At 63.6% G+C, this 22,319-nt stretch carries 20 protein-coding genes; 13 read left to right on the forward strand and 7 right to left on the reverse strand.

The features are described from left to right. The 6 genes from FS320_RS16065 to FS320_RS16090 form a co-directional block, all read right to left on the reverse strand. On the reverse strand, window positions 1-208 hold a 208-nt coding region (locus tag FS320_RS16065), incomplete at its 3' end, for an IS110 family transposase (protein WP_162003023.1). Between the two features lie 151 nt (window positions 209-359). Then, window positions 360-1,079, reverse strand: a complete 720-nt coding sequence (locus FS320_RS16070; protein WP_152712858.1) for an MCP four helix bundle domain-containing protein — start codon at window positions 1,077-1,079, stop codon at window positions 360-362. Between the two features lie 305 nt (window positions 1,080-1,384). Continuing rightward, window positions 1,385-2,272 (reverse strand): cation diffusion facilitator family transporter, encoded by an 888-nt coding sequence (locus tag FS320_RS16075; RefSeq protein ID WP_152712859.1) that lies wholly within the window; start codon window positions 2,270-2,272, stop codon window positions 1,385-1,387. A gap of 200 nt (window positions 2,273-2,472) precedes the next feature. Next, window positions 2,473-4,452, reverse strand: a complete 1,980-nt coding sequence (locus tag FS320_RS16080) for a CHASE2 domain-containing protein (RefSeq protein ID WP_338105370.1) — start codon at window positions 4,450-4,452, stop codon at window positions 2,473-2,475. Beyond that, the gene (locus FS320_RS16085) at window positions 4,453-8,067 is read right to left on the reverse strand and encodes a FecR domain-containing protein (protein ID WP_152712860.1); all 3,615 of its coding nucleotides are present in this window, start codon (window positions 8,065-8,067) and stop codon (window positions 4,453-4,455) included. Between the two features lie 195 nt (window positions 8,068-8,262). Beyond that, complete coding sequence (locus FS320_RS16090) at window positions 8,263-8,652, reverse strand: response regulator (protein ID WP_162003024.1); 390 nt, start codon at window positions 8,650-8,652, stop codon at window positions 8,263-8,265. Window positions 8,653-9,017: 365 nt separating this feature from the next. On the opposite strand from FS320_RS16090, the gene FS320_RS16095 reads away from it, so the two are divergent. Continuing rightward, a complete protein-coding gene (locus tag FS320_RS16095) occupies window positions 9,018-9,740 on the forward strand; it encodes a glutamine amidotransferase (RefSeq protein ID WP_152712861.1) in 723 nt (240 codons plus the stop codon). A gap of 9 nt (window positions 9,741-9,749) precedes the next feature. Beyond that, window positions 9,750-10,265: a GNAT family N-acetyltransferase gene (locus FS320_RS16100; protein WP_152712862.1), complete on the forward strand. Its 516-nt coding sequence runs from the start codon at window positions 9,750-9,752 to the stop codon at window positions 10,263-10,265. Between the two features lie 12 nt (window positions 10,266-10,277). On the opposite strand, the gene FS320_RS16105 is transcribed toward FS320_RS16100, so the two are convergent. Further along, a complete protein-coding gene (locus FS320_RS16105) occupies window positions 10,278-11,711 on the reverse strand; it encodes a helix-turn-helix domain-containing protein (RefSeq protein ID WP_152712863.1) in 1,434 nt (477 codons plus the stop codon). Between the two features lie 188 nt (window positions 11,712-11,899). Between FS320_RS16105 and aceA the strand changes: the two genes are divergently transcribed. From aceA to FS320_RS16155, 11 genes are all read left to right on the forward strand, one after another. Beyond that, the gene (gene aceA, locus FS320_RS16110; protein WP_152712864.1) at window positions 11,900-13,219 is read left to right on the forward strand and encodes an isocitrate lyase; all 1,320 of its coding nucleotides are present in this window, start codon (window positions 11,900-11,902) and stop codon (window positions 13,217-13,219) included. Between the two features lie 42 nt (window positions 13,220-13,261). Then, a complete protein-coding gene (locus FS320_RS16115) occupies window positions 13,262-13,471 on the forward strand; it encodes a DUF4170 domain-containing protein (protein ID WP_152712865.1) in 210 nt (69 codons plus the stop codon). A gap of 9 nt (window positions 13,472-13,480) precedes the next feature. Further along, on the forward strand, window positions 13,481-13,648 hold the full coding sequence (locus tag FS320_RS45195) for a hypothetical protein (RefSeq protein WP_153885312.1): 168 nt from the start codon (window positions 13,481-13,483) through the stop codon (window positions 13,646-13,648). A gap of 209 nt (window positions 13,649-13,857) precedes the next feature. After that, on the forward strand, window positions 13,858-14,772 hold the full coding sequence (gene osmF / locus FS320_RS16120; protein WP_152712866.1) for a glycine betaine ABC transporter substrate-binding protein OsmF: 915 nt from the start codon (window positions 13,858-13,860) through the stop codon (window positions 14,770-14,772). Window positions 14,773-15,116: 344 nt separating this feature from the next. Next, window positions 15,117-16,292, forward strand: coding sequence for an ABC transporter permease (locus FS320_RS16125; protein WP_162866283.1), 1,176 nt, complete (start codon window positions 15,117-15,119; stop codon window positions 16,290-16,292). Beyond that, window positions 16,279-17,217, forward strand: a complete 939-nt coding sequence (locus FS320_RS16130) for an ABC transporter ATP-binding protein (RefSeq protein ID WP_152712867.1) — start codon at window positions 16,279-16,281, stop codon at window positions 17,215-17,217. The genes FS320_RS16125 and FS320_RS16130 overlap by 14 nt, the downstream gene beginning before the upstream one ends. Further along, window positions 17,214-17,969, forward strand: a complete 756-nt coding sequence (locus FS320_RS16135) for an ABC transporter permease (protein WP_152712868.1) — start codon at window positions 17,214-17,216, stop codon at window positions 17,967-17,969. The genes FS320_RS16130 and FS320_RS16135 overlap by 4 nt, the downstream gene beginning before the upstream one ends. Continuing rightward, a complete protein-coding gene (locus FS320_RS16140; protein ID WP_152712869.1) occupies window positions 17,966-18,532 on the forward strand; it encodes a biliverdin-producing heme oxygenase in 567 nt (188 codons plus the stop codon). The genes FS320_RS16135 and FS320_RS16140 overlap by 4 nt, the downstream gene beginning before the upstream one ends. Next, window positions 18,529-20,766: an ATP-binding protein gene (locus FS320_RS16145; RefSeq protein ID WP_152712870.1), complete on the forward strand. Its 2,238-nt coding sequence runs from the start codon at window positions 18,529-18,531 to the stop codon at window positions 20,764-20,766. The genes FS320_RS16140 and FS320_RS16145 overlap by 4 nt, the downstream gene beginning before the upstream one ends. Beyond that, on the forward strand, window positions 20,767-21,216 hold the full coding sequence (locus FS320_RS16150; protein ID WP_152712871.1) for a response regulator: 450 nt from the start codon (window positions 20,767-20,769) through the stop codon (window positions 21,214-21,216). It begins immediately after the preceding gene. A gap of 8 nt (window positions 21,217-21,224) precedes the next feature. Then, window positions 21,225-22,271: a sensor histidine kinase gene (locus FS320_RS16155; RefSeq protein ID WP_152712872.1), complete on the forward strand. Its 1,047-nt coding sequence runs from the start codon at window positions 21,225-21,227 to the stop codon at window positions 22,269-22,271. Window positions 22,272-22,319 lie beyond the last annotated feature (48 nt).

The raw sequence follows: 22,319 nt of genomic DNA on the forward strand, positions 1-22,319 counted from the left end.
CACCATAGGAGCCTGTCCCCTCGACCCCGAAGGCGCGAACGGGGCCAAAGGATCGGGCCCAGGTTTCCATCTCGTGATAGCCTCTGCTGCTCGCCGGCAGGGTCATTGCCCCAAGGCGGGCTCCTAGCCCGTTGATGGCGACAGCCGCATGGGCTTCCTTGTGGGTGTCAATGCCGATGATGATCTCGGCGGGATTGGTCTCTCGCATTCCTCGTCCTCCGCAAGTAAGAACCTGACGGGTTCCTGCGAGCGGACAGGACTGTGATGGGACGAGTTCCCTCAAGCTCCTATCATGTCACGCTGTAGCAGGCCGCCAGGTGCCGCCCGGAGGACCGACACGTCAATGCAATGACATGAGGTCAATCGTAGCAAGGGTCAGGCCCTCCGAGCGGCTCCGACATTCTCACAGTCATAGCACCGAGCGGACGGGTGATGCCGAAGATCACGATCGCGCCAATTAGACCCAAGGAGGCAACAATACCCACGGATGCTGACGCAATGAGCGTCCAGGAAGTTTTCGACGCGAGAGTATCGGCATCGTCCGCTGCAGTTGCGAGGGCCTTCTTGGCTCCTTCAATGCGTTCAGCCAGCGTATTCCGAATTTTCATGCGAGCATCACGCCCTTCGCCATTGGAGATTTTGAGAGCGCTTTGGTCATCATTGACCCTGGCGCGCTCGATGCTTTTCTCCATGAAGCTGAAATAGTTTGCGACTTGCGCTTTCAGATCGGTGTAGAGGGCTTTTTGCTCAGGCGAATCGGCAAGAGCCAGAAGTTCATTGGTATGCTGAAGTGCCTGTTCCTTGTACTTATCGAAAGTCTTTGCAGCCGAGTTCAACAGATCGCCAGGCTCATACAGGATGATGTTCTTTTCCTGGATCGAGGCTTCATTCACCTCCGCATTGATCTGGAGCGTCAGCACCTGGCGTGCGACCTCCTGCTCAACGATTTCCTGCGTGTCCTGCGCCATATGATTCAGTCCAGCATCGGCGAGGAAAATCAGGCCGACCGTAATCGCAACGAAGATGGTAACCGGGATGGCAAGCTTCGTGAGAAGCTTCAAGTTATTGATAAAATGCATGGTCCTTCGGTGACCTGCCCGCATCGCCGCGAGAGGCGCGCGCCCCCACGACGCGCATGAAACAGGTCTCTCGTTTATAATCGTTCTATGCTGCAGCGCGCATTACGGGAAATTACTTAGTGAAGCTGAATTACGAAATAAAATGAGTGCGATCTATAGAACAATCTTAACGTAATATTTAGTATTTACTTGTCGTCAATGTTTTCAGACGTGGGGAGACGCCATGGCGTAAGCCCGTTTTCTCGAAGATTGGCGAACGTGCAGAAATGCCACGGGAGCTGCGCTCCCGCACGAGCCCAAAGAAGCTAGAGAACCACGATGCCGGCGTGCTTGGCCTTGTTGTCGGGCTCCACATGGATCGTGATGAGCGCATCCTCCACATCGGCCTTGAGAGCCCGCTCCAGGCGGTCGCAGATGTCATGGGCGTCGGTAACGCTCATGTGGCCCGGCACCACGAGATGAAAATCGATGAAGGTCATCCGGCCCGCATGGCGCGTGCGTAGGTCGTGGGCTTCGATGGCACCCTGCGCATTGACGGCGATGATCTCGCGAACGCGGCTCAGGGTCGCCTCGGGGAGGGCCTCGTCCATGAGACCGCCGACGCTTTCCTTGATCAGGCCCCAGCCGGACCAGAGGATGTTGAGGGCGACGAAGGCGGCGAGAGCGGAGTCGAGCCAGACCCATCCGGTGAACGGAACGAGGAGGAGGCCGAGGATGACGCCCACCGACGTCATCACATCGGTCAGGAGATGGCGACCGTCGGCCACCAGCGCGGGCGAGCGCAGGCGTCGTCCCCGGCTGATCAGGAGCCAGGACCAGAATGCATTGATCACACCGGCCAGCGCGTTGATGGCAAGCCCCTGCATGGGGGCGTCGACGATTTTCGGATTGAAGAAGCCGAAATAAGCCTCCCGCAGAATCGCCAGCGCCGCCACGATGATCAGCACGCCTTCAAGGACAGCCGAAAAATATTCCACCTTGTGGTGCCCGTAAGGATGGTTCGCGTCTGCCGGCGCGGCGCTCAGGCGCACGGCCATGAAGGCCGAGACCGCCGTCACCACATTGATGACGCTCTCCAGCGCATCCGAATAAAGCGCGATGCTGCCCGTGATGTAATAGGCGGCATATTTCAGGACGAAAACAACGGTTCCGACGAATATGCTGCCGAGGGCAAGCTTTTGAATCTTGTCCATGGCGCGATGCATAACGAGAGGGCTCTGCGGGAAATGACGCGACCTTATAGACCGTGTTCTCTCAAGCGCAAGACTTTGTTTTTACTTGCAATTCGTTCGCAAAATCACGGTTGCGGAATGACATTCCCTCTGCAAGTCAAGCCTGATCGCACAGGATGAACAGATCGATATCGCCGGGACCGGACTCCGGCGGGAGCCGATCATTCCGGGATGGCCGTGGCCTTGAGCAGAAGCTTCCCATAATATTTCGACAGGGAGGGAGCGAGCGTCTGACAATGCCGGACAAGTTCGAGGGCTTCCACCCGCCGTCCCGCACCGATGCTGTCGAGAACCGTGGGATGCAACTCCATCAGCTTCGCAAGCGCCGGATCCTGATGCTGCGCGGCTGGCGCCAGGATGGTGAAGATGGCGGTTTTCTCAGCGCGTCCTTTCACGGCGATGCGGTCGAGTTCGATCAACACGAAATGTTCCTGCAGCGCTTTCGCCGTCGCGGGACCGAGCACGATGGAGACACCATATTCCTTCGACAGGCTCTCCAGGCGTGAAGCGAGGTTCACCGTGTCGCCGAGAACCGAGTAATCGTAGCGCCAGCGCGAGCCCACATTGCCAACCACGCAATCGCCAGTGTTGATGCCGACGCCGACTGCGAAGCGAGGTGCATCCTCGCCCTGTTCCTGCCGCAGCTCGACATTCAAGGTGTCGACCGCTTCCAGCATGCGCATGGCCGCGCGTGCGGCGCGAAGGGGATGATCCGGGCTCGGCAGCGGCGCGTTCCAGAACGCCATGACGCAATCGCCGATATACTTGTCGATGGTGCCACCTTCCGCGAGCACCGCTTCGGAGAGCGGATCGAGCAGGCGGTTGATGAGGGTGGTCAGCCGCTCCGGCTCGTCTTTCAGTGTCTCCGACAAGGTCGTGAAGCCGCGCACGTCGCAGAACAGGATCGAGAGATTGCGGCGCTCGCCCCCGAGCTTCAGGGCGCTCGGATCACGCGCGAGCTGCGCCACGAGATCCGGCGAGAGATAGCGCGAGAAGGCTTCGGAAACGGTGCGCCGCAGATGCCGCTCGCGCGCATAGTCGAGCCCGAATCGTGTCCCGAAGACGGCGAGTGCCGCCGCGGCCGGCAGGGCCGGTGATGCCCAGACCCGGCCGAGGCGCAGCACGGCCCATGCTCCGACGAAGAAGAAGGCGACCAGGAAGGCCGCCGCCAGCCCGGTCCGCCAGGAGACGCCATGAGTCGAAAAGGCTGCGGCCAGAAAAGCTCCGGCGATCACCAGAAGCACCATGACGAGCCGAGGCACGGGCAGCACGTAGAGGTTATGCCGGAGATTGTCGAGGATCGTGGCCTGGACCTCCACGCCTGCCGTGAGCGTGCCCTCGGTCAGCGTGTAGGGGGTCGGGAAGGTATCGGGCGCGCCGATATCGGCAGAGGTCGCCTGCTTCAGACTCAGGCCCACCAGCACGGTCTGATCCTTGAAGAATCCGGGCGGCAGAAAATTCTCCGGATCCAAAGCCTGATAATAGGAAACCGTCGGGTAGGAGCGGGCCGGCCCGAAATACTGGATCAGGGCCCCATCGGGTGCGGACGCTTGCGGTTCGCCCTTCAGGCGAAGCGCTTCGGCGGCGAAACTCTCCTGCGCCGGCGGCATACGACGCAGATAGGCATCCCCATCGAGATGCACGGAGGCCACGCCGATTGCCGCGCCGGCGTCCAGGAACGGATCGAGAGGACTGACCCGAGTGACCTGGATTCCCTGCGCCAGCGGGGTGGTCACGTCGTCCGCTGCCAGCACCACGTCCGGGCCGAGCACCTTTGCGAAAGCCGTATCGGCTTCCTCTGTGGTGGGGTCGGCGAAGATGATGTCGAAGGCGATCACCTTCGCACCTGCCGCACGCAGGCTCTCGACCAGTTTGGCGTGAAGTTCCCGAGACCATGGCCAGCGCTGGCCGATCTCGCCGATGGACGGCTCGTCGATGGCGACGACCACGGCGCCCGGCTGCGCAGGCAGAGGCGGTGAGATGACCGAGAGAATATCATAGAGCCGCGCTTCGATGAGGCGAAAGGGCGGGAAGAACAGAACCGGGATCAGCAGAGCCGCAACGAGCCCGGCCATGGCGAAATGGCGCCAGAGGGGCTCCCCTCTGGCATGGTCGCTCGAGGCTGGCTGCTTCCCGTTCACCTAGAACCGCGCCTTGACGCTGGCCGCAACGGTGCGGCCCGGAGCCGGGATGTCGAACCCGAAATCATATCTCTGGTCGAACAGGTTGAGCGCCGTCAGGCCGACCTGGAAGCGCCGGTCCGGCGTCTCCCAGGTCAGCGCGGCGTCGGTCGTCCAGAAGGAGTCCAGGCGGTCGTTCTCGTAGGAGCCCGAACGTTCGCCGATGAAATTCTGGGTCAGGGTAAACCGCAGGCGGCTCGGATGGACGAAGGTCATCCCGAAGCGTGCAAAACGCTCCGGAATATAGGGGACCGGCTCTCCGACGCCTCTTGGCTCAGGCGTTGCCGAGCTCTCCAGAATTTTCGAGGTCGCTCCGCCAACAGTGCCGAAGACGCCGATGCCATGACCCAGCCAGACATTGACCGTGGCGGCGAGCCATTCGGCACGGGCCTTGTCGATGTCGTCGAGGCTGGTCAACGTGTTGATCCTTGGAACGTTGAGATCGTTCAGCGTTTGCCGCTGATACTCCAGGGCCGTGAAGACACGCGGCGTCCATTCCGCGTCCCATCGCAGGACGAGGCTCTTCGTCGGTCCGCTTGCCGGCGTATCGTTCGGGATCAGTCCGACCGTCGTCGTCGGCGCAAGAGAGTAGCTCAGGTAGGTATCGGCATTCTCGATGTAAGCTGCACGAAGCCATTGCCCTTCCAGCGGCGAGACGCCGATGCCGAAGCGGGGCGATACCCAAATATCGGGGTTGGCGTTCTTCACATCGAGGAAGCTGCGATGAATGCCTGCTTGAGCTTCGAAGCGATCATTGGGGCGCCATAAAAGATCGGCATAGGCGCGGCCGCCGCGGAAGGGGCTGTCGAAGGCCGACGCCTCCTGCAGATATTCGTCGGGCCCCGGAAATCCGTACCTGTAGGTCTCGCTGAAGCCTTTGTATCGCGCCTGGCCTGCCTGAGCCTCCAAGCCATAGCGCAAATTGAAATCACCGATTCCGACGGCATGGCTCACGGCTCCGACGACACCATCCACACGCTGCTTCTCTTGCCATAGCGTCTGGATGGTCGGAAACGCACTATAGTTCCAGAGCTCCCCGCGATCGAGCGTATCGTTCCGGGTCGCGAACACGGCGGCCGAGAGGACGTTCCGGTAGCCGAAGGTGTGGCTCCAGCCGGCCATCCCGAAGAGGTTGGTCGTGTCGCGCTTGATATGCTCGGTGTAGTCAAAGCGGTCGATATCCGTCAGGCCCGGCTGTCCCTCGTTCGCCCAGCCCATGAACATGAATCGGTCGGCGGCATTGGGGGCGGTGCCGATGCTGAACGTGATCCCCCGTCCCCTCTCGTTATCGGCGGTCAGATTGCCACGGGCCTCGTTGGCGCTCGCAGACAGGCTGAAGCTCGTCGGCAGCGGTTCGTTGGAGAAGCCGTTGACCAGCACGCCCGATTGCCAGCCCACCTGGCCGCCGCGCACGATCGCACCACCCCCGATCTCGGTGTCGAGGAAAGGCCGGCGGATCGGATCGAAGCGTCCGATGCGGCCGGCAACGGCCAGGGGATCGAGAAGAAGTCCCTGAATCGAGAGGTTCAGAGCCGCACTGTTGAGCTCCGTTCCTTCCGCGGCGTCGAGCGTCGGCTCCGTCGGGAACAGGCCCGGCCGACTGACGATCGCCTGATCGAAATACCCTTGCGCCTCGAAAGGATCGAACGTGCGGTCGGCATAGAATCGCGCCCAATCGTGCAGGTTGATGAAGCGGTAGGCCTCGACAGGGTAGGAGCCCGTCTGCTTGCTGACCGAGATCCCGGTGTAGTCCCCGCCGCGATCCCGGTAGCGCCGCAGGGCCTCGCGCGCGGCAAGGATCGCCTCGTCGGCCAGATAGAGATCGAGAGCAAAGGCCGTGCGCAGGATGGGGACGATGGGTGCCCTGGGATCGAGCCGATCCGCATTGTCGAGGGTCTGCCAGGCGAGTTCGTAATCGCCGTTCTGGAAATAGGCGTCGGCCAGCATCAGCTGATCGTTGGAAAGAGCCGGATTGACGGCGGAGCCGGCCAGCATGGACTCGATCGCTTCCGCCATTTTTCCTTTCTGCAGAAGATAGCGCCCGCGGGCCGAGTAGGCTGTGGGGGGATCGAGCGCCAGCGCCTTATCGATGAGAGCGCCTGCCTCGTCCACCCGGCTCTGATCGAGAAGAAGGATGGCCAGGTTGGTGTAGGGAATCGGGTTCTGCGGCTCCATCTCGAGCGCACGCCGGAACGCGGCTTCGGCTTCGATGAGCGCACCCCGGCTCTGTTCGAGCAGGCCGATCTGGTTCAGAAGCGAAAAATTCGGATCGGTCTTCACGACCTTGTAGAGATCGGCAAGAGCCCCATCGATGTCGCGGGCATAATCCGCCTTGATCGTCGTCCCGAACGCGATCACGTTCGGATCGGTCGGGTCGATCGCCCGGGCTCGTTCATAAGCCGCGTACATGTCCTCGCGATGGTCGAGATCCTGGGCGAGCGAGGCCGAGAGAATGGCAAGCCCGGCATCGTTCGGAAATTTCTTCTCGGCAGCCGCCGTTTCGGCAGCGGCGGCTTTGAGATCCTGACGGAAGCCCGTGAGGTAGGCGCTGATCTCCGCCGTTCTGGCATCCTTGACCGGAACTCTCGGGACCGGTTGAACCCGCTTCGGATCCGCCAGGGAGGCCGCGGCATAGCGGCCATACTCGGCCCAGCCGCGCCGCCGGGGATCAAGCCCAGGTTTCGCGCGCTCGAACAATCTGATGGCGTCCTGCCAGCGGCGGTCCGCACCGGCCATCAGGGCTTCCAGATAATCGGCACGGGCGCGCTGCGCCCGTGTCATCGGGCGGCTACGGGCTTCCGCAAGGGGAGCTGCCGCGGCACGCCTGCCGTTGGAATTCATGACGCTCTCGGCGAGGGTGAGCCAATCTTCCGTCGTGCGGGTTTCAGCCGGAAGAGCCTGGATTCTGGTGCTCTCGGCTTCGAACGGCTTGTTCTCCAAGGTTGTCGTCGGCAGGTTGATGAACACCTCGCGCATCGACATGTAGAACAGCATCTGCTCGCGGTCGTTGGGGCTGACGAGCACGAATTTCGTCGGCGCCTGACCGACGGCCGCTACGGCCCCTTCGCCCTGGCGCACCGTCACGGCGCCTTGCGGGTTCTTGAGCTCGACGACGCCTTCGAGCACCACGAGCGAGGTCTTGCCCGAGCCGTCCACCGACAGCGACCAGTCGGTGCCGCGGATCGCCGCGACGGCTGCCGGCGTCTTGACGTCGACACCCGAGCCGCCACGGGCCGCGCGGGCCCAGATGTTGCCGCCCTGGAGGCTGAGCTGGGTCGCGTCGGCCGGCCCGTTCGCCACGTCGTTCACCGTCAGGGTCGAGTTGCGGCCGACACGGATCTGGGTCTGGTCGTTGAACAGGATCGCCAGGTTGCCGATGGCGTTGGTGCGCAGGGTATCGCCGCCGACGAGGCTTTGCTGGAGCTGGGCGGCCCGCCAGAGATCCTCGCGCACGAAACGCATCTCCTCGCCGCCCTTGGCCGCCACGATGGCGCCCGCGGCGGGGGCTTGACGCGGCAGGGGAGACTGGGCCTGCGCGTCGGCAAGAGAAAGCGCCAGGACGCTTGTGGCGGCCAAAAGTCTGAGGGATCGAAAGACATGGGAGGTCGGCTCGATCGAAAGGTTACCTGCTCTAACGTTACTGGAACTTAGCAGGAAGAGCCTAGGAACAAAGCCGATTCACATCATGAATGATGTGTTTTGCAGCACAGGGTGAACGATTGCGGCATTAAGGCCACAGATGAGGCGTCGGATCGGGCGACGATGCCGATTTCAGGCCATCTTGCCGCGTGCGACCAGCAGTTTCTGCTTCAGATCGTGCTGGGCAAAGGGTTTCTGCAGAACGGGGCGGTCCCGGAAGGCATCGCGGATGCCGGCGCTGCCGTAGCCCGTGGAGAACACGAAGGGAATCGAACGCTGCGCCAGGGCCTCGGCCACCGGGTAGATCGGCTCGCCGGCGACATTCACGTCGAGGATGGCCAGATCGACCTGTTCGCGTGCCACGGCGTCGAGAGCTGCCGACAGCCGGGCTGCCGGGCCGACCACCTCGCAACCGAAGTCGAGAAGCATGTCTTCCAGGAGCAGGGAGATCGCAGCTTCATCCTCAACGACGAGAATACGCAGGCCGTTGAGATCGCCGTCGCTGGTAACGCTGTCGGTCACGGGGTCACTTTCTTTCACGCTGGGGCGCTGGCCGATGGCTCAGCAGAGCACGGAACAAGATGCGCTGGATGTTCTGAACTTCAAGCCTGGAGAATCAGACGCTTCTATCATTTTTGCGCATCCATGCAAAAACCGGGCGGAGCCGGTCTGATCCATGATATCATTATCTAATCTTAGAGCGGCGACGCGCCCTTGCCTAGGGCTCTTACCCCTGTCTCTTGCTCTTTGAAATGATCCGGTAAAGGGAATGGCCAAAATCGGCGGCTGCCCCTTGCGGAGAACGCGTCTTGTCCCGAATAATCGGCCCATGTTCTCGCGTGATTGCCCCCGTTTCGTCATGAACGCCTCCCTATCGGATCGAAGCCATGCCTAGGCGGCGTTCCAAGGCACCCGTTCTCATCGTTCTGCATCAGGAGCACTCGACGCCCGGCCGGGTCGGGCGCCTGCTCGTGGAGCGCGGCTATCGCCTCGACATCCGCCGTCCCCGCTTCGGCGATCCGCTGCCGGAAACGCTCGCAGGGCACACGGGGGCCGTGATCTTCGGCGGCCCGATGAGCGCCAACGATCCGGACGATTTCGTCAAGGCTGAGATCGACTGGATCGAAGTGCCGCTCAAGGAGAACAAGCCCTATCTCGGCCTCTGCCTGGGTGCGCAGATGATGGCGAAGCACCTCGGCGCCCCCGTCTGGGCCCATCCAGAAGGCCGGGCCGAGATCGGCTATTACCCCTTACTGCCGACGGCCGCCGGCGAGGCCCTCAGCAGCGATTGGGGCGTTCCCTGGCCGAGCCACGTCTATCACTGGCATCGGGAAGGCTTCGACTGCCCCTCCGGTGCCGAGACCCTGGCGACGGGCGACGATTTTCCGACGCAGGCGATTCGGGTTGGGAAAAGGGCGTTCGGCCTCCAGTTCCACCCGGAGGTCACCCATGCCATGCTCTGCCGCTGGACGGTTCACGCCGAGGAGCGGTTGCGTATGCCGGGCGCACAGGATCGCGTGCGGCAGCTTGCGGGGCGCTTCCAGCACGACCCCCATGTCTCGCGCTGGCTCGACCGGTTCCTCGACCACTGGCTCGATGAGAAGAGATGATAACACCCGATGGTGAAGACCCCGGTTCTGGTGAGCGAGCGCCTTTGCTTTCATCCTTGGGAGCCTGAGGATTTTCCTCTGCTGGTCGCCCTTCATCGCGATCCGCAGGTACAGCACTTTCTGCAGATGGGCGATCCGCCCTGGGATGAGGTGTTCCTCCAGGCGAAGTTCAAGAGCTTCCGGGCGGATTACGCGGCCCGTGGCTGGACCAAGTTCAAGGTCACCGACCGGCAAAGGACCTTCATCGGTCGGGCGGGTTTCGGGCGATTTGAAGCGACCCAGGAGCTCGAGCTCGGCTACACGTTCATGCGTTCCCTCTGGGGCCAGGGCTATGCAACGGAGGCTGCCGGGGCGCTGCTGGACTGGATCTACAGGGTTGAGCCCGTCGATCACGTCATCGGGTTCGCGGTGGCCGAGCATGAAGCCTCCCGCCGGGTCTTGGAAAAGGCCGGGATGATGTTCACCGGCATCCGGAATGTCGATGGAATCCCCAACGCCTTCTACCGCCACGACCGTCCGCTCTAAGGCATTTCAGGTTCACGTCGCATCGAACTCGAAGGGCGAGACGCCCCGCTTCATCTCGTCGACGATCAGCGCGTGCATCAGGGGAGGGGCGGCGCGCTGCGGGCAGGCGGCGCGCTCGCACAGGCGGCAATTGATCCCGATGGGCGTGGCATCCGACGTGGCCGGGTCGAGCCCTCGCGCATACACGAGGCGATGGGCGTATTTCAGCTCGCAGCCGAGGCCGACCACGAATTGCGGATCGGGTGCGCTCCAGGGGTTGAAGGCGCGCTTGACCGTGCGGGCGATGGAGAACCAGCGCGAGGAATCCGGCAGTTCGACGATCTGGGTCGCCACCTGGCCCGGCGTCCGGAAGGTGGAGTGCAGGTTCCAGAGCGGGCAGGTGCCGCCGAATTGCGAGAAGGGGAAGCGGCCCGAGGAAAAGCGCTTCGACACGTTACCGGCCGAATCCACCCGCACCAGGAAGAAGGGGATGCCCCGAGCGCCCGGACGGGCCAGCGTGGTGAGCCGGTGCGCCACCTGCTCGAAGCTGGCGCCGAACCGGGCGCCCAGCACCTCCACGTCGTAGCCGAGCGCCTCGGCCGCCGCATGGAACCTGCCGTAGGGCATCATGAGGGCGCCGGCGAAGTAATTGCCGAACGAGACGCGCAGCAGCCGCCGTGCCGGACCGTCCATGGGCTCGAGGCGGGCGGCGAGCGCGTCGATGGTCTCGCGCATCTCGGCGAAGGCCAGTTGGTAGGCGGCCTGGAAGGTCCTACCGGAAGGATCGACCAGTTCGGAGATCAGGAGCTGGCGCCGGTGATGGTCGTAGCGACGCAATGAATCCGGCATCACGTCGATGGGCATCACGCGCACCCGGATCCCGTGCCTGGCATGCAGGCGCTCGGCGATGGCGAAGAAGGGCTCGTGGCCCGTGACAGCGAGGTCCGCCGCCAGGGCCTCGGCCGCCTCGTCCAGCTCGGCGAAATGGTTCTTGGCGTCGTGGATCAGCTCCCGCACCCGGTCGACCGGGTTGACCTGCGGGGCATCCTCCGCCCGGTCGCGGTCGTTGAGGCTCGGCGTCACCGCCTCGCGGGCGCCGCGCATGGCCTGATAGGCGCGGTAGAGGCGGTTGATGGCGTCGACCAGGGATGGAGCGCTCTCGACCGTCTCGCGCAGTTCGAGCCGCGCCACCGGCGTCGAGCGGAAGAGCGGGTCGGCGAAGACCTCCTCCAACTCCGAGACCGTGCGCTCGTGGTCGTCGTTGGCGAATTCACGCGGGTCGAGCTGATACGCATGGGCGAGGCGGATCAGCACCTGCGCGGTGATCGGGCGCTGGTTGCGCTCCATCAGGTTCAGGTAGCTCGGGGAGAGCCCGAGCTCCTCGGCCATGCGGGACTGGCTCATGTTGAGCTCGCGCCGCAGCCGCTTGAGGCGGGGACCTACGAAAAGCTTTCGGCTCTCATCCATGTTGTAAATCTTTTTACAAGTTTACACGACCCATCAAGTCAAAGCTTTACAAGACGACTTTTCTTTTGAAATCCACCGTTGAAACAAAAGCTTCTTCGCGGATTATATCATCAAGACGTCCTGCTGCTCTGCAACAATTCTGGCTCGCAGGACGGTTTTGTCAAGAAATGTAAAAGGAAGGACGCCCCATGAACGCCCAGCCGAACCCGGGTTCGCCGCAAGATCTGATCCCTGCCGCTCCCGAGGGACGCTTCGACGGCATCCGCAGATCCTATTCGGCCGAGGACGTCGCCCGCCTGCGGGGTTCGGTGCAGATCCAGCACACCCTGGCCGAGCGCGGCGCGCAGCGCCTGTGGCAGCTCCTGCACGAGCGCCCCTACGTCCACTCGCTCGGCGCCATGACCGGCAACCAGGCCATGCAGATGGCCCGGGCCGGTCTCGAGGCGATCTATCTCTCCGGCTGGCAGGTGGCGGCGGATTCGAACGTGGCGGGCGCCATGTATCCCGACCAGTCGCTCTATCCGGCCAATTCCGGTCCCGAGCTGTGCCGGCGCATCAACCGCACCTTCCAGCGCGCCGACCAGATCGAGCATGCGGAAGGCGGCGCGAAGCGCGACTGGTTCCTGCCCATCGTGGCGGATGCGGAAGCGGGCTTCGGCGGGCCGCTCAACACCTTCGAGATCATGAAGGCCTATATCGAGGCCGGCGCCGCGGGCGTGCATTTCGAGGACCAGCTCGCCTCGGAGAAGAAGTGCGGCCATCTCGGCGGCAAGGTGCTGATCCCGACAGCGGCCCATGAGCGCAATCTCATCGCCGCGCGGCTGGCCGCCGACGTGATGGGCACCTCGACCCTCATCATGGCCCGCACGGATGCGGAATCGGCCAAGCTCATCACCTCGGACGTGGACGAGCGCGACCGGCCCTTCATCGAGTCCGACAGCCGCACGCCGGAAGGCTTCTACCGCCTGAAGGACGGCACCGGCCTCGATCATTGCATCGCCCGCGGCCTGGCTTATGCGGAACTCGCCGACCTCCTGTGGTGGGAGACCTCGCACCCGGATCTCGATGATGCGCGCAAGTTCGCGGAGGCGATCCACAAGCGCCACCCGGGCAAGCTGCTCGCCTATAACTGCTCGCCGTCCTTCAACTGGAAGAAGAAGCTGGATGACGCCACCATCGCCAAGTTCCAGCGCGAGCTCGGCGCCATGGGCTACAAGTTCCAGTTCGTGACGCTCGCCGGCTTCCACCAGCTCAATTACGGCATGTTCGATCTGGCGAGCGGCTACCGCGACCGCGGCATGGGGGCCTATTCCGAGCTCCAGGTCCGCGAATTCGCCGCCGAGTCGGAGGGCTACACCGCCACCCGCCACCAGCGCGAGGTCGGCACGGGCTATTTCGACCAGGTCTCGGTGGTCATCACCGGCGGCAAGTCCTCCACCACGGCCATGGCGGAATCGACCGAAACCGCCCAGTTCCAGACCTCGGCCAAGCTTCAGGCGGCCGAGTGAGTTCAACCAACCCCAAACCCTTTTCAGCAATGGAGATCGACAATGCACAAGTCACGTTTCTGGGTGGTCGGCGGCGAGTACACCTCTTGCGACTGTGAAACCATCGTCCAGGGCACCGAGAGGGTGGTCGGCCCCTTCGAGAACCGCATGGAGGCCGAGCGCACCTGGCGCACCCTGTCGGAGGATCACCGTCCCCAGGCCCAGGTTCGCTTCACCATCGCCCAGGAGCCTCCGATGACCTTGAACGCCTGAGAAGGTCTGATGGGATGCAACCTGTCCGTCATGGCCGTCCCCGGACTTGATCCGGGGATCAGTCCCGGCCATCTCGATTTCGTGAAGCGCGGCGCTTTTCCAATCGAGATCGCCGGCACAAGGCCGGTGATGACGTGGCGGGGGAGCCTTGCTGGATTCACCAAGCACCTGCTCTGACCTTCCGACCCCGCCTCAATCCCTCCCCGGCAGAGGGAGGGAGCAGTCGGGCGCTTGGTGGGCGAGCATCCCGGGCTCAGAACTCCTTCGGGATCTTTTACCGTCACACGAAGTTTTTATCTTCTGGTCGATTCTTCTGACGGATCCCCCTGCCTAAACCGCCCGACTGTCCTAGAAACAGCAGGGCAAGGTTCCATAAGGGGATTTCCATGAAGACCGTCCTCAAGTCGCTGACATTGGCTGCTGCCCTAGCGTTGGCAGCGGCGGGCGCCGCCAAGGCCGACGTGGTCGTTTCGTCGAAGATCGACACGGAAGGCTCGGTTCTCGGCAATATCATCCTGCTGACGCTCAATGCCAACGGCATCAAGACCCAGGACCGGATCCAGCTCGGCGCGACTCCGGTGGTCCGCAAGGCCATCACGGCGGGCGAGATCGACATCTATCCGGAATATACCGGCAATGCGGGCTTCTTCTTCAACAAGGCGGACGATTCGGTCTGGAAGGACGCGGCCAAGGGCTTCGAGATGGCCAAGAAGCTCGATTACGATGCCAACAAGATCGTCTGGCTCGATCCGTCGCCGGCCAACAACACCTGGGCCATCGCGCTGCGGAAGGACGTGGCCGATTCCAACAAGCTGAAGACTCTCGCCGATTTCGGCCAATGGGTCACCAAGGGCGGCAAGGTGGTGCTGGCGGCCTCCGCCGAGTTCGTGAATTCGGACGCGGCCCTGCCGGCCTTCCAGAAGACCTATGACTTCAAGATGAAGCCGGAACAGCTGATCGTGCTCTCCGGCGGCGATACGGCGGCCACCATCAAGGCGGCGGCCGAACAGACCAACGGCGCCAATGCGGCCATGGTCTACGGCACCGATGGCGGCATCGCCCCGTCGGGCCTCGTGGTGATGGAGGACAACAAGGGCGTGCAGCCCGTCTATGCCCCGGCGCCGATCATCCGCGAGTCGGTCCTGAAGGAGAACCCGAAGATCGCCGAGATCCTGAAGCCCGTCTTCGCATCCCTCGACCTCGCCACGCTCCAGGGGCTGAACGCCCGTGTCCAGGTCGGCGGCGAGCCGGCGAAGGCCGTGGCAACGGAGTACTTGAAGTCCAAGGGCTTCCTGAAATGATGGCGCTTCCTGAAATGATGGCGCTTCCTGAAATGATCTGAGGGTCTGATTTCGGAGGATGAGGGCGTATCCAGTGGACACTGGAAACGCCCTTGAGACGCAGCTACGCTGCTCCCAAGAGTTAGTTTCGTCATTGAGACCTTCCCGTCATGGCCGGCCTTGTGCCCGCCATCCCGATCATGAAAGGCTCGGCGCTTCATGCAATCGGGATCACCGGCACAAGGCCGGTGATGACGAGGCAGGACGAGGGAGAGATTGATGGGACACACACCCAGGACGCAGGCGGCGCGATAAAGACCGGAAGTTTTGTGAACACGATCTCCTCCCGAACGACCGCGCCCGGCATGCCTTCGTTGCGCCCATCCCTGTCCCTCGACCGACTCGGGAGCGTGATCGCCGTCCTGATCGGCGTGGCGCTTTTCGCCTCACCCTTCGTCATCTACCGCGCCAACCGCATCGCGGCCGGCGAAGGGCGGATGCTGGTCGACGCGCTGCCTCCTTCGGGCGCCATCGGTGTGATGATCGTGACGCTCGGCGTGGCGCTTTGTGCGGCGCTGCTTCGCGCGCCGCTGCTCCGCCTCGCGGCCGCTTCCATCGGCCTGTGCGTGATCTTTCCCGCGGTCGGATGGTCGGCCGGGTTCGTCACGCCGGCCGGCAACACCTTCGCGCGCGTATCGCCGTCTCTCGGCTTCTGGCTTCTCACCCTCTCCTTCGCGCTGCTTGCGGCCGATGCGCTGACGCGCCTGCGCCTGGGGCCCTGGGCGCGGCTCGCCGCCATCGCCGTGGCGGCGGGCGCGATTGCGCTTCTGCTTTCCTCCGGCGCCTGGGACAATCTCTCCCTGCTCAAGGAATATGCCAACCGGCAGGACACCTTCTGGCGCGAGGCGCGTCAGCATCTGTGGCTCGCCTTCGGCTCGATGGTCGCCGCCTGCCTCGTCGGGCTGCCGCTCGGCATCCTGGCCCATCGCATCCGCCGTTTGAGAACGGCGATCCTTCAGGTGCTCAACATCGTCCAGACGATCCCGAGCATCGCGCTCTTCGGCATTCTGATCGCGCCGCTCGGGTTCCTGGCCACGCACGTGCCCCTGGCGGCGGCTTTGGGCATTCGCGGCATCGGGGCAGCGCCCGCCTTCATCGCGCTCTTTCTCTATTCCCTGCTGCCGGTGGTCGCCAACACGGTGACCGGATTGAACCAGGTGCCGGCCACTGTCACCGATGCGGCGCGCGGCATGGGATTGTCCGCGCGCCAGCGCCTGTGGCAGGTCGAACTGCCCCTGGCGATTCCCGTCATCCTCGCCGGCATCCGCATCGTGCTGGTCCAGAATCTCGGATTGGCCACGGTGGCGGCGCTGATCGGGGGAGGGGGCTTCGGCACCTTCGTCTTTCAGGGCATCGGCCAGACGGCCATCGACCTCGTGCTCCTGGGCGCCATTCCGACGGTCGTCCTGTCGTTTGCGGCGGCCATCATCCTCGACGCGATCATCGATCTCACCAGGCGGGGCTCGCATGATCGAGATTGAGCACCTTACCAAGCGCTACGGCGCCACCACGATCGTCGACGACGTGTCCTTCCGGGTCGATGAGGGAACGATTGCCGTCGTCGTCGGCACGTCGGGGGCGGGCAAGTCGACCCTGCTGCGCATGATCAACCGCCTCATCGAGCCGAGCGCGGGCCGCGTGCTCATCGACGGCCAGGACACCATGTCGATTCCGGAAGACGAGCTGCGGCACCGGATCGGCTATGTCATCCAGGGCTACGGGCTGTTTCCTCACCGCAATGTCGCCGAGAACATCGCCACCGTGCCGCGCCTTCTCGGCTGGGACAAGGGGCGGATCGCGGCCCGCGTCGACGAATTGCTCGACCTGTTTCAGCTCGACCCCGCGGAGTTCGCCCGGAAATTCCCGCACGAATTGTCCGGCGGACAGCAGCAGCGCGTGGGCGTCGCGCGTGCGCTGGCGGCGAAGCCCGCGCTCCTCCTGATGGACGAGCCTTTCGGCGCGCTAGATCCGGTCATCCGCAGCAAGGCGCAGGACGATCTGCTCGCGATCCAGCGCCGTTTCGGCACCACCATCGTTCTCGTCACGCACGACATGAACGAGGCTTTCCAGCTCGGCGACAAGATTGCCGTGATGGATCGGGCGCGGCTCCTGCAATATGCGACACCCGCGGAGCTGCTGACGCGTCCGGCCGAGGCCTTCGTCGAGCAGCTCGTGGGAACGGCGGAAAGGCCCTTCCGTCTCTTGTCTCTGGTGTGCGTGCAGGAGGCCCTCGAGCCGGGAGGCGCCGAGGGAGAACCCATCCTCGTCACCGACTCCTTACGGGATGCTCTCTCGCGGCTGATCTGGATGGGACGGGACGTGTTGCCCGTCGCGGATGCATCCGGTGCCCTCGTCGGGCGGGTCAGCGTGAAGGGCATCATGGAACACGGGCGGTCCTTCGCATGAGGGCACGGTCGTTCGTCTTGCGTGGGGCAGCGCTGCTCCTGCTGGTGCTCTTCATCACGGAGCCGCAGCTTTTCGCCTTCGCCTTCAGGCCGCTGACCACGAACAACGCGCCGGCGATCTACAACCAGGGCAGCCTGCTCGCCCTGACCCTGTCGCATCTGCGCATCGTGTTTCTGGCGACGCTGGCCAGCACGATCCTGGCCGTGGGACTCGGCATCTTCGTCACGCGGCCCTCCGGCCAGGAGTACCTGCCGCTGTCGCGCAGCCTCGTGAACATCGGCCAGACCTTCCCGCCCATCGCGGTTCTGGCGATTGCGGTGCCGCTCGTGGGCTTCGGGGAGAAGCCGACCTTCATCGCGCTGTTTCTCTACGGCCTCCTGCCGATCTTCGAGAACACGCTCACCGGCCTGATGGAAGTATCGCCTCAGACCCTGGAGGCGGCCAAGGGCATGGGCATGAATCCGCGTCAGCGCCTGCTGCAGGTGGAACTGCCGCTCGCTCTCCCGGTTATCCTGGCCGGCATCCGCCTTTCCGTGATCATCAGCCTCGGCACCGCCACGATCGGTTCGACGGTGGCGGCCAAAGGTTTGGGCGAGGTCATCATCGCCGGTCTTCAATCCAACAACGTCGCCTTCGTGCTGCAGGGCGGGCTGGTGGTTGCGCTGCTCGCCGTCCTGATCCACGACGGATTGGGAATGGCCGAACGGATGGCCGCGAGACGGCTGGGCCGCCCTGTGGACGAGGTCTCATGACGCTACTCGAACGACTGAAAGTCGAAACCCGCCAAGCGCATGACCGGATCGAGGCCGCCATCGATCTCGAGCGCCGAATCGCATCGCGCGATGCTTACAGGGATCTGCTGGCCCGCTTCTATGGCTTCCACAAGGCCTGGGAGAGCGAAGCCGCCGCTATGGCGCCCGATCGGGACTTCTTTCAGAGCCGCTGCAAGACGCAGCTTCTCGCCAGGGATCTCGAGACCCTAGGACTAGGATCGGACGACATCATTCGGTTGCCACGATGCCAGCCTCTCATGCCTCTGCCGGCGCCGGAGGCGGTGCTGGGGAGCATGTATGTGGTCGAGGGCTCGACGCTGGGCGGCGCCATCATTGCGCGCGAGGTGGAGAACCGACTCGGATTGACTGCGGAGACGGGCTGCGCCTATTTCCGCAGCTACGGACGTGACGTTGCTGCCATGTGGAAGTCGTTCGGCGCGAGGCTCCTGGAGGCCTCGTCGCCGGAGGCCGACGATCTCATCGTCGGGGCCGCGCAAGAAACCTTCAATGTGATGCATGACTGGCTGTGCGAGACCCCATGACCCTGCAAACGCCGCAAGACATCGATCTGACCGCCTGCGAGCGGGAGCCGATCCACATTCCAGGCAGCATCCAGCCGCACGGAATCCTTCTCGCGATCAGGCTCTCCGACAGGACGATCGCCTATGCCAGCGCCAACATCGCCGAGACCTTCGGATTCGATCCGGCGGATGCTCTCGGCCGTCCTTTCGAACAGGTGCTGCCGGCTTTGAGCGCAGAATTTGCCGCGCAGCTGGATGACCCGCCATCGGCCGGCAGCACCCGCTTCGTCAGGACCATCCAGGTCAGGACGGCGCGGGAGGAAAAGTTCTTCGAGACGGCGATCTCCCGCTCAGGCGATTGCGCGATTCTCGAACTGGAGGAGCCGCCGTCCGACACGGTCTCCAGCATCGATGCGCACAATTCCACCTTGCGCCGTTTCGTGGGCCAGCTGCAGGAAGCGTCGACCATCGAGTTCCTGTTCGATCTGGCCGCGCAGGACATCCGCCGCATGACCGGCTTCGACCGGGTCCTGATCTACCGGTTCGACGACGCGTGGAACGGCACCGTCATCGCCGAGGACCGCAACGAGGTGCTGCCCTCCTACCTCGACCTGCGGTTCCCGGCTTCCGATATTCCCGCCCAGGCGCGGGAACTCTACCGGCGCAACCGTCTGCGCATCATTCCCGACGCCAACTACGCGCCCGTCCCGATCCAGTCGCGTGATCCGGCGCCGCTGGATCTCAGCGACTCGGTGCTGCGCAGCGTCTCGCCGGTACATCTCGAATACATGCGCAACATGGGGACGCTCGCCTCCATGTCGATCTCGATCCTGCGCGGCGGCAAGCTGTGGGGCCTGATCTCCTGCCACAACAAGGAGCCGAAGCGAGTCTCGCTCCAGGTGCGCAACGCCTGCGATTTCCTCACGCAGATCTTCTCGCTGCAGCTCGATGCGCGGGAGAACACGATGCTGGCGGAAAACCGCGTGCGCCTCGGCGCCGTGCAGACCCGGCTCCTCGCCCACATGGCGGCGGAGGAGCATTTCATCGCAGGGCTGGTGAATCATTCGGACGATCTGATGATGCTGGCGGGCGCGCAAGGGGCGGCCGTCCTGACGCAGGACCATTGCTGGTGTCTGGGGCAAACCCCCGACAAGGATCAGGTCAGAGCACTCTTCGACTGGCTCTCGGAAAACCACCAGGAAGACGTCTTTGCCACCGACAATCTGTCGGAGGTCTATCCACTGGCGCGGGCCTATGCCGATCGGGCAAGCGGCCTGCTCTCCATCTCGATCTCGAAGGCGCATTCGAGCTACGTGCTCTGGTTCCGCCCCGAGGTCGTGCAGACCGTCAAATGGGGCGGCAATCCGCAAAAACCCGTTCAGGAGGAGGCGGGCTCCTTGAGGCTTCATCCAAGGCGATCGTTCGAGATCTGGAAGGAGACGGTGCGAAACCGCTCCCTGTCCTGGAACCAGAGCGAGATCGAGGCGGTCAAGGAGCTGCGCAATGCCATCGTGGGCATCGTCCTGCGCCGGGCCGAGGAGCTGGCATCGCTCTCGGAGGAGCTGCGCCGCAGCAACAAGGAGCTGGAGGCGTTTTCCTACTCGGTGTCCCACGACCTGCGGGCCCCGTTCCGGCACATCGTCGGCTATTCCGAGCTCCTGAAGAAACAGGAAGCGAGCAAATTGTCGGACAAGGGCAAGCGCTACGTCGACACGATCATCGAAGCCGCCTACACGGCCGGAACCCTCGTCGACAACCTGCTGCGCTTCTCGCATATGGGCCGCACGGCCCTGAAGCCCCGGCATGTGGACGTGGCGAGCCTCGTCGACGAGATCAGGCAGAAGCTGGGGATCGGCGACCGCAAAATCCAATGGGTCATCGGGGACCTGCCCCCGGTGAATGCGGATCCGGTGCTGATCAGGCTGGTATTTGAAAATCTGCTCGACAATGCGGTAAAGTACACCCGCACCCGGGAGAAAGCGCGCATCGAGATCGGCTCCACCCGCACCGGCGGGGAGACGGTCTATTTCGTGCGCGACAACGGCGTCGGGTTCGATATGAAGTACATCGGTAAGCTGTTCGGCGTCTTCCAGCGTCTCCACCGGATGGAAGAATTCGAGGGCACCGGAATCGGGCTGGCCAATGTTCGGCGTATTGTCGAAAGGCACGAAGGCCGGGCCTGGGCCGAGGGCGAGCTCGACAAGGGAGCGACCTTCTCCATTGCCCTGCCGGATCATCAAGAAGGAGCGGCGTGAATGCCGGAGTTGAAACCAATCCTGCTGGTTGAGGACAATCCGAAGGACCTCGAACTGACGATGGCGGCCCTGGAGCAGAGCCAGCTCGCCAACGAGGTCGTCGTGGTGCGCGACGGCGCGGAGGCGCTCGATTTCCTCTATCGGCGCGGCGCGCATGAGAGCCGCAACACCAGCGATCCGGCCGTCGTCCTGCTCGATCTGAAGCTGCCAAAGGTCGACGGGCTCGAGGTTCTGGAGAAGGTCAAGGCCGACCCGCGCTTAAGGCAGACGCCGGTCGTCATGCTCACCTCCTCGCGGGAGGAGAGCGATCTCGTGCGCAGCTACGAGCTCGGGGTGAACGCCTTCGTGGTGAAGCCCGTGGGCTTCCGGGAATTCTTCGATGCGATCCAGGACCTCGGCGTGTTCTGGGCCATCCTCAACGAGCCGCCGCCGCAGCGCGATGGAGCTTAGGAACGTCGATGGATCAGGCGACCGTCATCCAATCCGATCGGGTGCTGCGCATCCTCCTCCTGGAGGACAGCGCCCTCGATGCTGAATTGGTGACGGAAGCCTTGATCGAAGCCGGTCTTCCCGTGTCGATCGAGCGCGTGGTGTCCGCCGATGAGTTCACCAGGGCGGTCCGGGACGAAAGCTGGGATCTCATCCTGGCCGATTACCTCCTGCCTGCCTTCAATGGCCTGAACGCGCTCGAGATCGCCCAGGAGATGGCCCGCGCCACGCCCTTCGTCTTCGTCTCCGGCGCCCTCGGCGAAGAGGTTGCCGTTGAGGCCCTGAAGCGCGGGGCGACGGATTACGTGCTGAAGGACAAGCTCGACCGGCTGCCTGCCACCGTCCTGCGCGCCTTGGCGGAAGCCCGCGAACGCGGCGAGAGGAGACGGGCCCAGGATGCCCTGCAACAGATGCTCGACGAGCGCACGGCTCTGCTGCATGAGCTCGATCATCGGGTGAAGAACAATCTCCAGCTGCTGCTCTCCCTGATCGGCATCGAGGTCCGTCAGGCCGAGGATGAACAGGTGCGCCAGGTGCTCGGGCGCATGAAGGAACGCATGCAGGCCCTCGCGGCCGCGCATCGCGATCTCTATGACGGGCAGGGATCGACGCGGTTCGATGCTTCGAGTTTCGCCAAAGGGATATGCGAGGAACTGACCTCGTCCGTCCCGGACGTGAGGATCACCCTGGAATTCGACGTCGAGAACGTTGACGTCGAAGCCGCGAAGGCGGCCCCCATGGCGCTCCTGTTCAACGAGATCGTCGTCAACGCACTCACCCATGCCTACAAGGAGCGTCATGGGAAGCTGAAGCTCCTGCTCCGCGTCCAGGATGGGACCCTGCTCTTCCAACTCTCGGACGACGCTTTCAGCCTGGAGGAAAAGGAGGCCGCGCAGAAAAGCGCCTCCGGCACCATCCTGAAAGCCTTGGCGCGCCAGCTCGATGCTCACGTAGAATGGCCGCGCGACGATCCGGCGACCCTCGTGCGTGTCCTGATGCCGGTTCAGGACAGCTAGCATGACAGGGCGAAGATCCGAGGCGGCAGACAGATCTGGACAAGCGAA

The organism is Microvirga tunisiensis (assembly GCF_009296175.1).
Lineage (GTDB): Bacteria > Pseudomonadota > Alphaproteobacteria > Rhizobiales > Beijerinckiaceae > Microvirga > Microvirga tunisiensis.